Source organism: Muricauda brasiliensis (genome assembly GCF_003057865.1).
In the GTDB taxonomy this organism is placed as follows: domain Bacteria; phylum Bacteroidota; class Bacteroidia; order Flavobacteriales; family Flavobacteriaceae; genus Flagellimonas; species Flagellimonas chongwuensis.
Map to the genome: position 1 here is coordinate 40,481 of NZ_QBTW01000018.1, position 17,353 is coordinate 57,833.

Annotated in this window: 17 protein-coding genes; 8 read left to right on the forward strand and 9 right to left on the reverse strand. The window is 42.2% G+C overall.

Features of this window, described 5'->3' with window-relative positions:
* The first annotated feature begins 260 nt into the window (after positions 1-260).
* A complete protein-coding gene (locus DCK90_RS14245) occupies positions 261-1,982 on the forward strand; it encodes an AIPR family protein (RefSeq protein ID WP_108246878.1) in 1,722 nt (573 codons plus the stop codon).
* Positions 1,983-2,036: 54 nt separating this feature from the next.
* Here the strand turns inward: DCK90_RS14245 and DCK90_RS14250 are convergent, their stop codons facing one another.
* Entirely contained in the window at positions 2,037-2,330 is a 294-nt protein-coding gene (locus tag DCK90_RS14250; RefSeq protein ID WP_159075854.1) for a hypothetical protein, read from the reverse strand.
* 154 nt (positions 2,331-2,484) lie between these two features.
* On the opposite strand from DCK90_RS14250, the gene DCK90_RS14255 reads away from it, so the two are divergent.
* Positions 2,485-2,679: a helix-turn-helix transcriptional regulator gene (locus DCK90_RS14255; RefSeq protein WP_108246880.1), complete on the forward strand. Its 195-nt coding sequence runs from the start codon at positions 2,485-2,487 to the stop codon at positions 2,677-2,679.
* Here the strand turns inward: DCK90_RS14255 and hemL are convergent, their stop codons facing one another.
* The 4 genes from hemL to DCK90_RS14275 form a co-directional block, all read right to left on the reverse strand.
* On the reverse strand, positions 2,680-3,957 hold the full coding sequence (gene hemL / locus DCK90_RS14260) for a glutamate-1-semialdehyde 2,1-aminomutase (protein ID WP_108246881.1): 1,278 nt from the start codon (positions 3,955-3,957) through the stop codon (positions 2,680-2,682).
* Positions 3,958-4,388: 431 nt separating this feature from the next.
* Positions 4,389-5,237, reverse strand: coding sequence for a glucosaminidase domain-containing protein (locus DCK90_RS14265; RefSeq protein ID WP_108246882.1), 849 nt, complete (start codon positions 5,235-5,237; stop codon positions 4,389-4,391).
* Complete coding sequence (locus DCK90_RS14270; protein WP_108246968.1) at positions 5,234-6,112, reverse strand: 1-aminocyclopropane-1-carboxylate deaminase/D-cysteine desulfhydrase; 879 nt, start codon at positions 6,110-6,112, stop codon at positions 5,234-5,236. Before DCK90_RS14270 ends, DCK90_RS14265 begins: the two co-directional genes overlap by 4 nt.
* Positions 6,113-6,148: 36 nt before the next feature.
* The gene (locus DCK90_RS14275) at positions 6,149-6,478 is read right to left on the reverse strand and encodes a hypothetical protein (protein WP_108246883.1); all 330 of its coding nucleotides are present in this window, start codon (positions 6,476-6,478) and stop codon (positions 6,149-6,151) included.
* A gap of 173 nt (positions 6,479-6,651) precedes the next feature.
* Here DCK90_RS14275 and DCK90_RS17020 point away from each other — a divergent pair, with 173 nt between their 5' ends.
* The 3 genes from DCK90_RS17020 to DCK90_RS14285 all read left to right on the forward strand — a co-directional run bounded on the left by DCK90_RS17020 (position 6,652) and on the right by DCK90_RS14285 (position 9,299).
* Positions 6,652-6,813, forward strand: coding sequence for a DUF5522 domain-containing protein (locus DCK90_RS17020; protein ID WP_159075855.1), 162 nt, complete (start codon positions 6,652-6,654; stop codon positions 6,811-6,813).
* Positions 6,814-6,876: 63 nt separating this feature from the next.
* The gene (locus DCK90_RS14280) at positions 6,877-7,446 is read left to right on the forward strand and encodes a DUF4136 domain-containing protein (protein WP_108246884.1); all 570 of its coding nucleotides are present in this window, start codon (positions 6,877-6,879) and stop codon (positions 7,444-7,446) included.
* A 101-nt stretch (positions 7,447-7,547) separates the two neighbouring features.
* On the forward strand, positions 7,548-9,299 hold the full coding sequence (locus DCK90_RS14285; RefSeq protein WP_108246885.1) for an aromatic amino acid hydroxylase: 1,752 nt from the start codon (positions 7,548-7,550) through the stop codon (positions 9,297-9,299).
* On the opposite strand, the gene DCK90_RS14290 is transcribed toward DCK90_RS14285, so the two are convergent.
* From DCK90_RS14290 to alaS, 4 genes are all read right to left on the reverse strand, one after another.
* Positions 9,296-10,984: a M1 family aminopeptidase gene (locus DCK90_RS14290; RefSeq protein ID WP_108246886.1), complete on the reverse strand. Its 1,689-nt coding sequence runs from the start codon at positions 10,982-10,984 to the stop codon at positions 9,296-9,298. The two genes, DCK90_RS14285 and DCK90_RS14290, sit on opposite strands and share 4 nt — an antisense overlap.
* 55 nt (positions 10,985-11,039) lie before the next feature.
* Entirely contained in the window at positions 11,040-11,654 is a 615-nt protein-coding gene (locus DCK90_RS14295) for a DUF4230 domain-containing protein (RefSeq protein WP_108246887.1), read from the reverse strand.
* Positions 11,655-12,614, reverse strand: a complete 960-nt coding sequence (locus tag DCK90_RS14300; RefSeq protein ID WP_108246969.1) for a GSCFA domain-containing protein — start codon at positions 12,612-12,614, stop codon at positions 11,655-11,657.
* 94 nt (positions 12,615-12,708) lie between these two features.
* Positions 12,709-15,321, reverse strand: coding sequence for an alanine--tRNA ligase (alaS, locus tag DCK90_RS14305; protein WP_108246888.1), 2,613 nt, complete (start codon positions 15,319-15,321; stop codon positions 12,709-12,711).
* 104 nt (positions 15,322-15,425) lie between these two features.
* On the opposite strand from alaS, the gene DCK90_RS14310 reads away from it, so the two are divergent.
* The 3 genes from DCK90_RS14310 to DCK90_RS14320 are packed head-to-tail and all read left to right on the forward strand — an operon-like array spanning position 15,426 to position 17,351.
* Positions 15,426-16,403, forward strand: a complete 978-nt coding sequence (locus DCK90_RS14310; RefSeq protein ID WP_108246889.1) for a M23 family metallopeptidase — start codon at positions 15,426-15,428, stop codon at positions 16,401-16,403.
* Complete coding sequence (locus DCK90_RS14315) at positions 16,403-16,732, forward strand: MerR family transcriptional regulator (protein ID WP_108246890.1); 330 nt, start codon at positions 16,403-16,405, stop codon at positions 16,730-16,732. Before DCK90_RS14310 ends, DCK90_RS14315 begins: the two co-directional genes overlap by 1 nt.
* A 19-nt stretch (positions 16,733-16,751) precedes the next feature.
* Positions 16,752-17,351: a LemA family protein gene (locus DCK90_RS14320; RefSeq protein WP_108246891.1), complete on the forward strand. Its 600-nt coding sequence runs from the start codon at positions 16,752-16,754 to the stop codon at positions 17,349-17,351.
* Positions 17,352-17,353: the final 2 nt, after the last annotated feature.

Below are 17,353 nucleotides of genomic sequence, written 5' to 3' on the forward strand. Positions count from 1 at the left end.
CCCGTAACCCAAAAAATTGATAATTGTCAACTGTTTATTGCAAATTGCAGAAAACCCCTAGTTTTTTTAAGGTTCTCACCCAATGTTGTTTTGTAAACATTAGGTAATTTGCTAACAAAATCAATTCTCCCATACTTTACATAAACCTATTATGCGTTGGAAATAATAATCAAATTCATCCGCTCCATACTATTTTGGGTGTTTTTGAGAATCTTTTATGTCCGAATAACAAGATATCGATTAGAAAAAAGTAATATATTATGAATAATACTGTGATGATTACGGAGTGTCTAGCTGCATTTAAGGTTGATAATGAGATTACATTAAGTGATTCTGATGCTTTTGAATTATATACCCTCTACCTATTGAATAAAAAATCCAACCTTGGTGCAGAGGATTTATTAAACGCCGTTGTTGATGGAAGTAGTGATGGTGGTATTGATACTTTTTTAATTGCTGTTGATGAATTTGTGGTCAATTCAGAAGAGGATTTGGAGTCCATCAATATTTCTTCAGACTCTACATTGAAAGTTACAATAGGTCAATCAAAATTTAACAATCGATTTTCGGAAGAAGTAGTAAATAAATTCTTCATTTCTATGGATTCTGTATGGAACCTAGAATTAACTGAAGAACAACTGAGTGAGACATTTAATGAACAATTGGTTGAAAGAATCACATGGGTCAGAACCCTATGGAAAAAAGCCATTGTTAAAGGTGCACGAATAAATATTCATTTTTATTATGGCTGCATTTCAAATGAGATTAACGAAAGTGACGGCTTTCGGAGCAAAAAAGAGAAAGTTGTTGAACAGGCTACTGAAAAGGTACACCAGGCCTCCGTTTCTTTTGATTTATATAGCGCAGAAGAACTGTTAGCTTTACATAGCCAAAAAACGGAAGTTCACCTTGAACTTAAATTTAAAGAACAACCGAGTACTATTGATTACGGTGGTAATAATATTGGGTTTATTGGTGTTGTTAAATTACCTGATTATTATGATTTTATAACGGATGAAGAAGGAGTGATCAGAGAATCAATATTTGAAGAAAATGTCCGCCATTATCAAGGTGAAGTAGATGTTAATAAGAAAATTAATGAATCCTTGTCTAATGAATATGAAACAGATTTTTGGTGGCTCAACAATGGGATTACAATAATTGCTCAGGATGTACGTCCCATGGCCAAAACACTACAGGTTGATGGTGTACAAATTGTTAACGGTCTCCAGACATCTTATACAATTGGAAAAAATTATGAAAAAAACGATTCCGATACAAGATCTGTTTTAGTTAAAATTGTAAAAAGCACTGATAAAGAAACCATAGATAAAATTATTTCTGCAACCAATAGGCAAACTCCAGTAAATCCAGCATTGTTAAGAGCTACCGATGACATTCAAAGAAAATTGGAACTTTACTTTGAACAAAAAGGTTATTATTATGATCGGAGAAAAAACTTCTATAAAAACCAAGGAAAACCAATATCAAAGATATTTGCGATTCAATCTACAGCGCAATCCATTCATGCGATTCTTAATAGAAAGCCTAGTGAGTCAAGAGCGAAACCCACAACTTTAATTAAAACCACTGACAGCTATGAAACCATATTTCGACCAAATCAAAATTTTCAATCTTATTTAAATTGTTGTTTAGTGGTGAGGAGTGTTGAAACCAAAATCAAAAATTCGGAATTTACAAAATCTGAAAAAAGTTTAGTTAGAACTTTTACATATCATACGGCAAGAATTGCAGTATCGGAGATGACAGGAAAATCTCATCCAAATCAAAAAGAGCTTTCTGAATTGGATCTGTCAAATTTTACAGATGAACTTTTTAATACCTCGGTTGATATATTAAAAGAAACAATTTCGGAATTTGGTACTAACTCTGCAACAACAAGCCATTCTTCAATCTCGAAATCAGGTCCTTTTGAAGAATTAATAAATCAAAAAATGATAACCAGGTTTAGCGGTAATTAAAAGTGTTAATCTCTTTCCCTATTTGGATGTTTTCAAAGCACACTACCCACCACTTCAATCATCTTTACCACCCATAAGCCTAAAATAACATGCTTCAGCAACAGGCAAAAGATGTTCTCCCAAATAGGTAACTGGATACTCGGCAGCTTTATCCAAGCAACTACCATAGATTTCGGCAAAGTTTTCCATGTGCTCTGACGGCACTTGCATTAATTGGGCAACCAGCGACATCAAATCCAAAGTGTACAGTCCACCATCATCCAAACCTAAATTTCGTAAGGCTTCGGTGAGTTGGCTGTGTTTTAAATCTTGCTGTATCAGATGTATGATTTGGGACTTGTCAATCACAATAAAATTATTATAATACAACATAAATATATATCATATTATAATATTTTACAATACTTTTTTGTATTGTATTTTGCTATACTCTAAATAAACAGATTACAATACATTAAACATATATATTACAAAGTAATATGTTCCTGTATTGTTTTTTCTTATGAACAGAATCAAAGAGGTATTAAAACAACAGGGTAGAAGCCAAATGTGGCTTGCGGAGCAATTAGACAAAAGCTACGTAGTGGTCACCAATTATTGCAACAATAAAAAGCAGCCCAGTATTCCTATTTTACGACAAATCGCAAAGATTCTGGATGTGGACGTTCGGGAATTGTTGATGTCTACAAAGTCCTAATTAAAACACCTTCCCCACTGCTTCAATCGTCTTATCTAAATCAGCATAGCTAAGCGCATCGTTTAAAAAGTAACTTTCAAACGCAGAGGGCGGTAAGTACACACCGTTCTCCAACATGCCATGGAAGTATTTCTTAAAAGTATCGTTATTGCCTTTCGCCGAGCTGGTAAAGTCCACCACAGGTTCGTCCGTAAAGTGTACAGAGATCATACTGCCGTAGCGGTTAATTTGGTGTGTTACGACTTTTTTGGTCAGTACCGTGGCAATGCCCTTGTGCAAATACTCCGTTTTTTCGGCCAAGCTGGTAAAAATTTCAGGCTGGTTGTTCAGGGCGGTGAGCATGGCCAGTCCGGCACTCATGGCCAAGGGGTTTCCGCTTAAGGTGCCTGCTTGGTACACGGGTCCTTCGGGCGCCAAATGTGACATGATCTCGGCTCGGGCCGCAAACGCCCCAACGGGCAATCCGCCCCCGATTACTTTTCCGAACATTACAATATCGGCATCAATGCCCAAGGCTTCCTGTGCGCCTCCTTTACCGAGGCGAAAGCCGGTCATTACCTCATCAAACAATAACAAAATGCCTTCTTGAGTACAGATGTCGCGCAATCCTTGTATAAATTCATTCTTGGGGATAATACAGCCCATGTTTCCCGCTACGGGTTCCAAAATAATGGCGGCAATCTCGCCTTTATTGGCTTCCACCAAGGCTTTTACGCCTTCTAAATCATTGTAATCGGCCAATAAGGTGTCCTTGGCCGTGCCCTGCGTTACCCCAGGGCTATTGGGGCTACCAAAAGTTACGGCACCGCTTCCCGCTTGTATCAAAAAGGAGTCGGAGTGGCCATGGTAGCAACCTGCAAATTTGATGATCTTGTCCTTGCCCGTGTACCCGCGAGCGAGGCGCACTGCACTCATACAGGCTTCGGTACCACTGTTCACAAAACGGATTTTGTCAATGTTCGGCACCATGGACACCGCCAGTTTGGCAAGTTCCGTCTCAATTTCGGTGGGCGTTCCAAAGGAAGTTCCTTTTTTGGCCTTTTCGATTACCGCATTGATCACCGGCTCATACGCATGGCCCAAAATTAGCGGCCCCCACGAAGCAATGTAGTCGATAAGTTGGTTGCCGTCCTCATCGTACAGGTAAGCCCCTTTGGCCTCCTTGATAAAAATAGGGTCGCCCCCTACGGCTTTAAAAGCTCGTACTGGTGAGTTTACGCCTCCGGGAATGTATTTTTTGGCCTCTGCGAACAGGGCACTACTTCGTTGGTAGATCATATTTGTGTTGTGTCATTCCCGTGCGGACACAGGAATCTATTTTAGTATATTTTGTTCAGCGCCCTTCGACTCCGCTCAGGGCACAAATCCTATGTCAGTTCGAGCGCAGTCGAGAACCGCATCATCACATCTCGACTGCGCTCGATGTGACAAAACAAATCCGATTAGACTTGCGCTACGCAAAGGTAATGAGGATAAAACTTTTTGGGAAATGATTTTGTCTTGCACCTTCCGACTCAGCTCAGGGCACAAATCCTATGTCAGTTCGAGCGCAGTCGAGAACGACATGGTGTCAAAAATCCAGTTAAGCACCCCTCGACTTCGCTCGGGATGACAATTAAGCGTTCCGTACGAGACAAAAATACAAAGAAGGAAGTACGACGTAATATAATCCAACCATCCAGAGATCAAACCTTCCAAAAATCAAGTCCTTATTGCGAAACCCGAATATTCAGCACCTGTCCGATAGAAATAATATTATCGTTCAAGTTGTTGAGTCTACGAAGCTCATCCACCGAAATATCGTACCGCCTAGATATCGCATAGAGCGTATCGCCTTTTTCCACGGTGTGGGTGAATACATCGTACTGCTTGGGTTGGCGTACCGTGGACAGACCAGTTTCTACAACGGCCTCATCGTACTCGTGCAGGTCGTAGCGTTCAATAATGGCAATCAATTTTTCTGGATACTTTCGGTCGGTCGCGTAGCCAGCCTGTCTCAATCCGTGTGCCCATTTTTTATAATCATCTCTTCGATAATTGAACAAAAAGGCATAGCGGGAGCGGGTGGATAAAAATATACTATGATCTCGGAATGAGTACATAGGGTGGTTGTATTTTCTGAAACACTCCCCTTTGGCATCGTCATCATGAAAATCGAACTCGCCCTGCCAGCCTGTATGGCATTTAATACCAAAATGATTGTTGGTTTTTAGGGTCAATTCCCCGCGACCGGAGCCACTTTCCAAAATGCCCTGCGCCAACGTGATACTGGCAGGAATGCCAAAAGCACGCATCTCGTATTGGGCAATTTCGGCAAAATTGTCAATATAATCCTCGGTGTCAGAGATGGGGAAGCGTTCAAAGCGGCCGGTATCCTCTGGCATGGGAAAAAGGTCGAGGGTCTCTTCGGTATCAAGATCGTTCGTAGTTTTAGTCGTCGGTTTTTCCGTCTTTACCACAACGGGAGCACCTTTTTTTTGAGTCGACCTTCTTTTTTTGGCACCACAGCTAGAGAGCAAAAGAGCCACAATCAATACATATCCTATTCGCCTGATCATACGTCCAATAACGGTAAATTTTTCTTTTTCAGTATTTGGTTCATCCCCTTAATTCCCTGCAGACCACCCGTATGAATGGCCAAAATTCGGGTTTCAGGTGGATACACACCCTTTTTTACAAGGTCAAAAATACCAAAAAGCATTTTTCCCGTGTATATGGGGTCCAGGGGTATCCCTGTTTTACTTTTAAAGAGGTTGATGAAATCTATCAACTGTTGGTCCACTTTGGCATAACCTCCAAAATGATAGTCGGTTACCGGTCGCCAACGGTCGTTATGAACAAATGTACGAATCTCTTCGATTAAAAAATCACCCTTTAACGCAGGGAACCCCAAAACCGTTTGATGCGGTTGCGCGGCATTGATCAATCCTGCCAAGGTGCCCCCTGTTCCGGCAGCGCAGCAGATGTAATCGAACTTTTTATCCTCCTCCGTCAAGATTTCGGAACAACCTTTTACCGCCAAGGCATTCGTGCCCCCTTCGGGCAACATATAGACATCCCCAAATGTATCCGTTAACCGTTCAAAAGAAGCTGCTTCGTTTTTGAGCCGGTAATCGCTTCGGGACACAAAATGGAATTGCATGCCATGCTCGTGGGCCAGATTAAGGGTAGGATTATCCTGCCATTTACCTTTCAATTCCTCGCCGCGAATCACGCCAATGGTCTTTAACCCTTGTTTATGTCCAGCGTAGGCCGTAGCCGCAATGTGGTTGGAATATGCCCCACCAAAGGTGAGCAAAGTGTCTTTTCCTTGTTTTTTGGCTTCACGTAGATTGTATTTGAGCTTTCGGTATTTGTTACCAGAGATATGGGGATGAATGGTGTCCTCCCGTTTTAAATAGAGGTCGATGCCCTTTTCACGCAGAAGGGGCATATCAATATGATCATTGGTTATGTTCAATCCAGATAATTAACGGGTCAGGTACTGCAAAAATCCAAAAAATCTCCGTTTGGAAAGATACTGCATATCCTTTTCATTCGCATACGCCTCCCGTTCAAAACTGATGTTCTGGTAGGCACGATAACTATCCAGATAAAGTACTGTTCGAAAAAGCCATTCAGAAATATATAGGATATAAAACGGTAAAATCAACAGTTCGCGCTGTTGTTTTAGGTGGATGCGCTCATGGTTGATGAGCACCTCATCGGCCTTAAGGGAATCTTCCTTTAGGAATATGAACGGCCAAAGGGATAGGCCCACATAATTTTTATAGAAGAAATGTTTAAAGACTAATATCACCTGCTCGTTATCAATAGGTTCACAACAAATATAACTTCAAAAAAGCCCGAAAATTTGACCCGATTGAAAATAAGATTAACATTTTCGGTGAATAACCTTGTATTGAAAAGGTTAAAACTTTCGTCCTTTTCTTTTGAAAGCCTTACATTTAGATAGCAAAATCAGTGCCTTACATGAAAGAACGCATTCCCTTGGAAGAGGGTGATTATTACTTATCGGAACAAGGGTACCGGGTGTTTACCGAAAAATACCTCCTTAAACGCGGGTATTGCTGTGAGAGTGGCTGTCGACATTGCCCCTATGGATATAATTCAAAAACGAACACCCAAAATTAGTTTTTCGGCATAATATTTGTGGCTTAATTGATTACATCTCAAGAATTTAAAAAAAAATGTACTATGAAAAGATTACGACACTTAGCACTCATTGCCTTCTCCTTTGGCTTATTGGCTTCTTGCAGCTCTGTGAGGGTTGTCTCTGATTATGATCAAAAAGCCAACTTCAATACCTACAAAAGCTATGCTTTTTATAAAACAGGGATAGACAAGGCCCAAATCTCGGATTTGGACAAGAAAAGAATTTTGAGGGCGATCGAGGCTGAATTGGGTTCCCGCGGATTTGTGAAATCCGACAACCCAGATGTTTTGATCAGCATTTTTACCAAGGAACGCGAACGTGTCGATGTATACAACAACTACGGCTGGGGCTGGGGCGGTTTCTATAGTCCTTGGGCCTGGGGTCCCGGTTGGGGCTGGGGCTGGGGCGGCAACAATGTGAGCACCCGCACCGAAGGTTCTTTGTACATTGACGTTATCGATGCCAACAAAAAGGAATTGGTATGGCAAGGTCGTGGTGTAGGCACACTGAACAATACCTCGAATATTGAGAAAAAGGAACAACGCATCCAAGAATTTGTTGCGCAGATCCTTGAGGAGTATCCACCACAAATGACGGTGGCCTCCAACTAAAATACAGACCGCCCAATGGGCGGTTTTTTATTGCCCTTAACTTTCCTTAAGAGAATTTCCATTCTCTATTTCGTATCTTTAATTCGCACAAAAATTAATCTATGAGCTACGAATCCAATCCCATACTGGACAAACTTCCAAAGCACCTCAAGCAATTCATCAAACCACAGAATTATGAGGAGTACACTGCCATAAACCAAGCAGTTTGGCGGTATGTGATGCGGAAAAATGTGGATTACCTCAGCCAAGTAGCCCATACATCGTATGTGGATGGATTAAAAAAGACTGGGATTTCCATAGATCATATCCCGAACATGTACGGCATGAACCGTATCCTAAAGGAAATTGGATGGGCTGCGGTTGCCGTAGATGGTTTTATCCCGCCTTCTGCCTTTATGGAGTTCCAAGCATACAATGTTTTGGTGATTGCTTCGGACATTCGTCAGCTTGAAAATATTGAGTACACACCTGCACCGGACATTATTCATGAGGGAGCAGGACATGCTCCTATCATAGCCAATCCAGAATATGCAGAATACCTACGTAGGTTTGGGGAGATTGGTTGCAAGGCCATATCCAGCGCCAAGGATTACGAACTGTACAATGCGGTGCGGCATCTTTCTATCATTAAAGAAGCAAATGGCACCCCTCAAGATGAAATTGAGGAAGCGGAAAAACACATCGAGCATCTGCAGCAAAATATGGGCGAACCCAGTGAAATGGCACTTATTCGAAATCTACATTGGTGGACGGTGGAATATGGTTTGATAGGCACTGTGGACAACCCAAAAATTTATGGGGCGGGATTGCTTTCCTCCATTGGGGAAAGTGCGTGGTGCATGACGGACAAGGTGAAGAAGATTCCCTACTCCATTGAAGCGGCGCGTACCGAGTTTGACATCACCAAACCCCAACCCCAATTATTCGTAACCCCCGATTTTGCCTTTTTGAGTCAAGTCCTCGAAGATTTTGCCAATACCATGGCCGTTCGAACAGGCGGGTTATCCGGCATCAAAAAGTTGATTGGGTCCCAAGCGCTAGGAACCATCGAACTGAGCACTGGACTTCAAATCTCGGGAGAGTTCAGCAATGTCATTGAAAATGATGGCAAGCCCATTTACATTCAGACTACAGGAGGTACCGCACTGGCGTACCGCGAAAAAGAATTGGTGGGGCATAGCATTGCCCACCATAAGGATGGCTTCGGTTCCCCTATCGGTAAATTGAAAGGCATCAACATCGCCATCGAAGATATGGGGCCTCGTGACCTCAAAGCCTATAAAATTTATGAAGGGGAGCAAATTGTTCTTGAGTTTGAAGGCGGCATTAAAGTGGAAGGAACCATCATCACCGGAACTAGGAATTTGATGGGAAAAATCATTCTGATCACATTTGAGAATTGCACGGTTACCCATAACGACCAAGTGCTGTTCCAACCTGAATGGGGATTATACCATATGGCTGTGGGACAACACATTGTTTCGGCCTACAACGGCCCTGCTGACCTTAACAGTTTTGACCTGATTACGCATAAAGTAACCGGAAGCACCATCAAATCGAAAAAAGATGAAACGCGTGCACAACTTGAACTTCTTTACGAACAAATACGTCATTTTAGGGAAGGAAAGAACACTACCATTTCTAGAAACAAAGTATTCCAAGCATTAAAAAAGTATCATCCGAAAGATTGGCTATTGTCCGTGGAATTGTATGAATTGGCCAAGCAAGACAACAATCTGGAATTTCAACAAGAGATTTTGGACCACTTGGAACATATTAAACGGGACAATCCCAAAGTAGGCCATTTAATTGATGACGGCCTCCAATTGGTCGATGCGAACTTGGTAAGTTAAAACCCTAGTTTTTCAACATTTTCGGGAGTCGACTTCAGCTGGGGTACTGCTGCTTTGGTGACTGGGTAGAAAGTAATATTCAACTTTTCCCCATCACGTTCTAGGCCCAATTCTACTTCATGATCAATTTGTCCTTGCCAAACGCTACGAGAAAACACTTTGTCGCCTTCGCGCACACCGGCTTGCCATGCTTGGCTACCCTCGACTACGTTGGCAATTCCCTTTCTGTCCTCGGTAAATTCAAACCCAAGTTCATAAATATCGCTTTCCGGGCTGTATTCCAATTTGAGTTCATCAAACAGAGCCGCTAAATCTACTTTTTGACCTTCCTCGATATGTTTTTGGAAAACGGTTTCAAAATCATTGTCCCAAAACGTATCCATCACCCCAATAAAATAATCATGGGTCATTTTTTGATCCTTTTCAATGGCATCAGTATAAATCTGATGCATCACATCATCCAAACTTTTTGAGCCACTGCTGATCCGTTGTATTTTTTGATCTAGATAAAAAGCGAAAATAGCCCCACGCCAGTACGGCAATTTGGAGTACTCATAGTTGGTCCAGAAATTATCGTAATTGATCTCTACATTTGGTGCCTCTGCTACGGATGATGCGTACAAATCCCGAATGGTCCTGTTCAGTTCCTCTATAAAAAAAGTGCCATCCAATCCATTGATCTTGTTCTTTGCGATATTTTTGAACGTGTAATATTCGGTAAACCCTTCGCTGAACCAATATTGTTCCTCTTCGTTATCGTTCTTGATGGTGTGCCCAATCCAATTGTGCATCAATTCGTGGTTGAAGAGATATACCATTTGACCTATATCCGTGTGATCATTGTTCGAAACTGAAGTCGCAAACGAGTTGGTAAGCCCGGTTCCTTGAAAACTGCTTCCGTTCTCCTGTGGGAATGGCTGCATGGTTACCGTGAAATATTTCTGTGAGTGATCGTTCCAAAAATTACGTTGGTACGTGAGGGTCTCTTCCAAAACCTTAAAAACTTCTTCGTCCGTAAATGGAATCCATTCGCCCCTTGTGGCCAAACTGATTTTATTCCCTGCTATCTCACCATGGAATACCCTAAAATCGCCTCCGACAAAGATGGCACTACCGAACAATCCAATGTTTTGGCTTTTAAGCAACTGCACCTTTTCCTTGCTACCAAAACTGTTGTGGACGGTGTATTCTTCCGGCAAGAAAGTCCAATCAAGCAGAATATCCATAACATCACTATCCGAAGCATCCTCTGGAATCATGAACATATTATGCGAAAACAAATGGAAATAATCGTTGTTGATGATGGGACGGTAGATTTCCTTGGTAGTTATATCCCCATCGAAATCTTGTTTTAGATGATACTCAAAAACCAGCTTTTTCACATTTTTGGGATGCATCAGAACAATACGACTGCTATCTGCGTCCTTTTCCACGGCTCCCTCCACATTCAACAATTGCATTTTGCCCAACGAATTGTAGAGGCCTTCCTCGCCCCAAGCTTCATCGGGAAAAGATAAGGTTGTGGTCCCGTCCTTATCGGCGGCCAATGTCATTTTTATTTTAAGTTGCGGGATGCTGTCCACCGTTACGGAAGAAATTTCATAACTGATATCCGATTCGGGCTTTTGTTGACAGGAAAATAGAAAAGTGGATAAAAGGGCGGTTAGCAGTACTCTTTTAAACATGGTATTGATTGATTGATGTATCTTATAGACGCATCAAATCTAGAAATGTGACAGATTAATCCAAAAAAGTTTTCAACTGTTCCGAATTTTCAACCGGAGTATTGTTGTACACCAGGGTCCAACCCATGGTATTGGTCAGTACCAAGATTCGCGACAGTTCGCTCACCAAACGATTTTCTGCGTTAGATCTAAGTGAGGAAGCCTCTATTTTCTTCATCAATGATGCATTCACATTCCGTTTAATGGCATTATAATCATTGGCGTTGAACTGATTCAAATAATCCGCCGTTACATCGTAATATTCAAAATCGGGACTGATCTTGATTTCGGGCTCTGGAATTTGGGTAATGGTCAGCATCTTGTTCTCTTCGTCCACATCATAATTGATTCGCGACAGGTCATAGGCAATGGTCACATCGGCATTAACTACCACCAGTGCTTTTTTATGGGCAGTGATCAACGGACCGAACAGATCTTTAGAATCCTTGTAATTGTACACCTCTGCAAAATGCCCTTCGGTAACCACCAATTTGGATACATTCTTCAATTCCTGCTGAATGAGCATGGAACTCTCTTCTAATATGGTTTTTTGTTCGCGGTCATCGGCACAGGATCTATAGATCAAAACCGAGGCTAACGCTATAACCGCTCCTATTAATATTCTCTTCATTTATTCAAATTTCATAAAAGGAAACCTTTCTTGAAGATACGTAATTTTTGCTCGGAGCGATGTTTTGAACTTTTGATGGCCTTCGGAATCGGGGTTGAACGGACGGTGCGACAATCCTTTTTGAACGGCGTCCACCTTATCCATCACGGCATTTGATTTTGAAGAAATCCAGACCGATTTAAATTTTCCCCAAATGTAATCTACTGCTAACTGATTGGGGTGCACCATATCCGTACCATAAAAACGGTAATCACGAAGCTCGTCCATCATAATTTCATAGGATGGAAAGTAGTGCCGTTCTCTCGACTGCGCGCGAGATGACAAAACGGAGTGAACAGCAGTTATTAAATGAGCCTTGCTCCTTTGATTCTCCACAAAACCATCTTTGATATGACGAACAGGTGAAATCGTAAATATGATTTGCGCACTGGAATTCACTCTTTGAATCAAGCTTATTATGTTTTGAAGACTCAACTCAATTTCGGCTGCGCTCAATAACTTTTTAGTGAATTGCTTTTGCGGAACCTTATGGCAATTGGCAACCGTTTTACCTGATAAATTATGCTCGTACACCCAAGCGGTGCCCAAGGTGATGATGATATGGGATGCTGTCTCCAGACTTTCCTTGGTTTCCTTCAACTTTTGATTAAGCAGATGCAAGAAGGCTTCTGGATTATCTGAACGCAAATCGGAATGGGCATCAAAACAACGCCAAATCCCATCCTGTTCAAAAATTTCCGCTTGCTGATAATTTTCCCCTTTAAAGGCCCTTTGCACCAAATTCTCTATGGTCAACGGATGGAACAATATCCCAAAGGGATTTTGCAAGCGTTGAAACTGAAAGTAGTCCAGTTTTGCGCCTATATTTTCCACAAAACAAGACCCTAACAGCACCAACTTACTTTGATAATCGATGTGATTATCGCTGGGCGTTAAAGGTATCTTTGTTTGTAGTTCCATTTGATTTGCTAAAAATGTCAGTTCGAGCGCAGTCGAGAACAACATGACACCACATCTCGACTGCGCTCGATGTGACAAAGGAATTCTCAGAAAATTATTTCAAATATTCCCTCACCTTCTCTAGGGCTTCGGGGATTCCCGCAGGATTTTTACCCCCCGCTGTGGCGAAGAACGGTTGTCCACCTCCACCGCCTTGGATATATTTGCCCAGTTCACGGACAATGGTCCCGGCATTCAAATTCTTTTCAGCCACCAAATCCTTGGAGATATAACAAGACAATACAGCCTTACCATCATTTTCAGAAGCCATCAACAGGAAGAGCTTATCTACCTGACCGCCCATTTCAAAGGCAAGATCTTTAATGCCACCTGCATCCAAATCCACTTTTTTCGCCAAGAATTTGGCACCCCCCAAATCTTGCAATTCGGCTATCAACTCGTTTTTGAGTCCTTTGGCTTTGTCCTTCAATAATTGCTCCACCTGCTTTTTAAGGGCAGCATTCTCTTCCTGTAGACTAGCAACGGATTTTACCGGGTCTTGGGAGTTCTTCAATATATCCTTGATCTCGAAGAGCATTCGGTTATTGTTGAAGTAAAATTCTTTAACAGCATCAGACGTAATGGCTTCAATTCGTCGGATTCCAGCGGCAACAGCGCCTTCTGAAACAATTTTAAAGTGCCAAATATCAGCCGTGTTCTTTACATGGGTTCCTCCACAAAGCTCAATGGATTGCCCAAAGCGGATGGTCCGTACCGTATCACCATATTTTTCCCCGAAGAGCGCCATGGCACCTTGCTCTATAGCCTCTTGCATAGGAACATTCCGGCTTTCTTCCAAAGGAAGGTGTCCATCGATACGAGCATTCACGAAATTTTCCACTTCCCGAAGTTCTTCCGTGGTCAATTTGGAAAAGTGAGAGAAGTCAAAACGTAGATATTTGGAATGTACCGCGGAACCTTTCTGTTCTACGTGGGTACCCAAAATTTCCCGCAATGCCTGATGCAATAAGTGCGTAGCAGTATGGTTGCTCTCCGTTCTTCTGCGTTGTTTTTCGTCCACTACCGCCTTAAAGGTTCCTGAAACTTCTTTCGGTAACGATTTAGCAAAATGGACAATCTCGTTGTTCTCTCTCTTGGTGTCTACAATATAGGTTACATCGCCATTTGGAGCTTCCAGATAGCCCTTATCCCCTACCTGTCCACCTCCTTCGGCGTAGAAAGGGGTCAAATTGAACACCAATTGATACTGATCACCCTCTTTTTTACTGGTGACTTTACGATACTTGACCAATTTTACGTTGGCTTGCAAACTATCATAACCGATAAATTCCTGCTCGGCGTCGGTCATCACTATATGCCAATCGTCCTTGGATACTTCTGACGCCGCCCGGGAACGGTCCTTTTGTGCTTTCAATGCCTTTTCAAAGCCTTCTGTGTCCAGCTGATAGCCTTTCTCTTCCAAAATAAGTGCAGTCAAATCTATAGGAAAGCCGAAGGTATCGTATAGTTCAAAAGCCTTTTCACCTTCAATGGTTTTATCTGTTGATGATTTGATCACGGAATCCAATAACACCAAACCTTGCTCCAAAGTGCCCAAAAAAGAGCTTTCTTCCTCTTTGATGACGTTTTCAATCAGTTGGTGTTGCTCTTTCAATTCTGGAAATGCCTTGCCCATCTGTTCGCTCAACACCTTCACCAATCTGTAAATAAAAGGTTTGTTGGTATCCAAAAAGGTAAATCCATAACGAATGGCTCGGCGCAAAATCCTTCGGATTACGTAACCGGCACCAGTATTGCTCGGCAATTGCCCGTCAGCAATGGAAAATGCCACAGCCCGAACATGGTCCGAAATTACGCGAATGGCAATATCGGTCTGTTCATCCTTACCATATTTTTTCCCTGTGATGATTTCCACTTCTCGAATGAGTGGGGTAAACACATCGGTATCGTAATTGGATTGCTTGCCTTGAAGCACCATACAAAGGCGTTCAAAACCCATGCCTGTATCGATGTGCTTTTCGGGAAGTGGCTCCAAACTGCCGTTCGCCTTACGGTTGAACTGCATAAAAACCAAGTTCCAGATTTCCACCACTTGTGGATGGTCCTGGTTTACCAAGGAAGCGCCATCAACTTTAGCTTTTTCTTCTTTGGAGCGGATATCCACATGGATTTCCGAGCAGGGGCCGCAGGGACCTTGGTCGCCCATCTCCCAAAAGTTGTCCTTTTTGTTCCCTTTGATAATTCTGTTCTCAGGAACAATGGCCTTCCACAGATCATATGCTTCTTGATCGAGCGGGAGATTATCATCTTCGCTTCCTTCAAAAACAGAAACGTAAAGACTGTCCTTGTCAATTTTATAGACCTCAGTGAGCAATTCCCAAGCCCAAGCAATAGCTTCTTTTTTAAAATAATCCCCAATGCTCCAGTTTCCCAACATCTCGAACATGGTGTGGTGGTAGGTATCCTTCCCCACTTCTTCGAGATCGTTGTGCTTTCCGCTTACCCTTAAACATTTTTGGGTATCGGTAAGGCGTTTGCTCTTAGGAACGGAATTCCCCAAAAAGTACTCCTTGAACTGGTTCATACCGGCATTGGTGAACATCAAGGTTGGGTCGTCCTTCATCACCATGGGCGCAGATGGTACTATCTTGTGGTTCTTTTCTTTGAAAAAGTTTAAAAACTGGTTTCTAACTTCTTGGGATGTCATTGAATTCCTAGGGTTTTCTTAAATTTAACAGTTTAAGCAAAACAATTTTTATATTTGTTTGTTCTGATTAAAATGAGTGAGCAAAAATAGGATAAAATCCATTCATGTCTAAAGTAAAGTACTATTACGATCCGGATACCCTTTCGTACAGAAAGATCGAGCCGAAGAAGTCCAAAAGATACAGGAATATTTTCTTGTTCTTGCTGGGTTCCGCCCTATTCGGTTTCCTTGGACTCATTATTCTTTTGAATACGCGATGGGTCAATACCCCCAAAGAGCTTTCTCTTGAACGTGAGGTTCGCAATTATGAACTGCAATACGACATCCTTAACAGGAAAATGGACCAAATGGAGCAGGTGCTTTCCAATATTGAGGAAAGGGACAACAATATCTACCGTTTATATTTTGAGGCGAACCCGATACCCGAGGAACAACGAAGAGCTGGTTTTGGCGGTATCAATAGATATAAAGACCTTGAAGGTTTCAATAATTCAGAAATAATTATCGATGCTACCAAACGTTTGGACATCATCCAAAAAGAGATGGTGATCCAATCCAAATCCTTGGACGAAATTGCCAAATTGGCTGAGGAAAAAGAAAAACTTTTGGCTTCCATTCCGGCCATACAACCTGTAAGCAACGAAGACTTAACACGGATGGCATCTGGTTACGGTTGGCGTTCCGACCCATTTACCAAGGCACGTAAAATGCACTGGGGAATGGATTTTACAGCTCCCAGAGGTTCACCCATATATGCCACAGGTGACGGAAAAGTGGTTCGGGCCGACAATAGATCTTCCGGTTATGGAAAGCATGTACGTATTGATCATGGGTATGGGTACATTTCGTTGTACGGGCACATGAGTAAATACAATGTTACCGTTGGCCAAAAGGTGAAAAGGGGAGACCTTATCGGCTTTGTTGGCAGTACGGGACGTTCCCAGGCACCACACGTTCACTACGAAGTGTTCAAGGACGGAGAGCGAATCAACCCTATCAACTTCTACTATGGAAGTTTATCTGCCGAAGAGTTTGACAACATGCTCCGATTGGCCAACCAAGAGAACCAATCACTGGATTAATGCACATAGATCTGCCCGAAAAACGATATTACGGCATTGGCGAAGTGGCCAAAGCCTTTGGGGTGAACACCTCATTGATTCGTTTTTGGGAGAAGGAGTTTGATGTATTGCAACCTAAGAAAAATGCAAAGGGAAATCGCAAGTTCACGCCTCAGGATATCCAGAACCTTCAATTGATCTATCATTTGGTAAAGGAACGAGGATTCACTTTGGAAGGTGCCAAAACGCATTTGAAGGAAGAAAAACAAAAGACCCTTTCCAATTTTGAAGTAATTCAGAAGCTTCAAAAAGTAAAAGCAGAGCTTCTCAAGATAAAAGATCAACTGTAAACACTTTAACCAATAAAAAATGAAAAAAGGTATCATAGCCATTATTGTCCTTGGGATTTTAGGGGTAATCATTGTGGGTTGGTATGTAAGGACCAATAACAACCTCATCAACATGAAAGGACAGGCCACGAAACAATGGGCCAATGTGGAGAGTTCCTACCAACGTAGAAGCGATTTGATAGGCAACTTGGTCAAAACGGTCCAGGGCGCTGCCGATTTTGAGCGAGAGACGCTTTCAGATGTTATTGAGGCAAGAGCCAAAGCTACATCCACAAATATTGATGCAAACAATATTACACCAGAACAGTTGGCTGAGTTCCAACAGGCACAAACGGGTCTATCCTCAGCTTTATCCAGATTGTTGGTTACCGTTGAGCGTTATCCCGATTTGAAGGCCAGTCAAAACTTTTTGGAACTGCAATCACAATTGGAAGGCACCGAAAACAGAATCAATGTGGAACGAAACCGTTTTAACGACCTGGCCGGTGAGTACAACATCAAAATCCAACAAATTCCAACCAATATTGTTGCCAGTATCGGAAATTTCGATTCCATGCCATTGTTTAAATCTGATGCCGGTTCTGAAAACGCTCCCGATGTAAACTTCGAATTTGACTAAAC

Coding starts and splice junctions, on each gene's coding strand:
- DCK90_RS14300 (WP_108246969.1), bottom strand. CDS start 12,614: ATGGAACTACAAACAAAGATACCTTTAACGCCCAGCGATAATCACATC.
- DCK90_RS14245 (WP_108246878.1), top strand. CDS start 261: ATGAATAATACTGTGATGATTACGGAGTGTCTAGCTGCATTTAAGGTT.
- DCK90_RS14280 (WP_108246884.1), top strand. CDS start 6,877: ATGAAAAGATTACGACACTTAGCACTCATTGCCTTCTCCTTTGGCTTA.
- alaS (WP_108246888.1), bottom strand. CDS start 15,321: ATGACATCCCAAGAAGTTAGAAACCAGTTTTTAAACTTTTTCAAAGAA.
- DCK90_RS14270 (WP_108246968.1), bottom strand. CDS start 6,112: ATGCCCCTTCTGCGTGAAAAGGGCATCGACCTCTATTTAAAACGGGAG.
- DCK90_RS14315 (WP_108246890.1), top strand. CDS start 16,403: ATGCACATAGATCTGCCCGAAAAACGATATTACGGCATTGGCGAAGTG.
- hemL (WP_108246881.1), bottom strand. CDS start 3,957: ATGATCTACCAACGAAGTAGTGCCCTGTTCGCAGAGGCCAAAAAATAC.
- DCK90_RS14290 (WP_108246886.1), bottom strand. CDS start 10,984: ATGTTTAAAAGAGTACTGCTAACCGCCCTTTTATCCACTTTTCTATTT.
- DCK90_RS14310 (WP_108246889.1), top strand. CDS start 15,426: ATGTCTAAAGTAAAGTACTATTACGATCCGGATACCCTTTCGTACAGA.
- DCK90_RS14265 (WP_108246882.1), bottom strand. CDS start 5,237: ATGATCAGGCGAATAGGATATGTATTGATTGTGGCTCTTTTGCTCTCT.
- DCK90_RS14295 (WP_108246887.1), bottom strand. CDS start 11,654: ATGAAGAGAATATTAATAGGAGCGGTTATAGCGTTAGCCTCGGTTTTG.
- DCK90_RS14285 (WP_108246885.1), top strand. CDS start 7,548: ATGAGCTACGAATCCAATCCCATACTGGACAAACTTCCAAAGCACCTC.
- DCK90_RS17020 (WP_159075855.1), top strand. CDS start 6,652: ATGAAAGAACGCATTCCCTTGGAAGAGGGTGATTATTACTTATCGGAA.
- DCK90_RS14255 (WP_108246880.1), top strand. CDS start 2,485: ATGAACAGAATCAAAGAGGTATTAAAACAACAGGGTAGAAGCCAAATG.
- DCK90_RS14320 (WP_108246891.1), top strand. CDS start 16,752: ATGAAAAAAGGTATCATAGCCATTATTGTCCTTGGGATTTTAGGGGTA.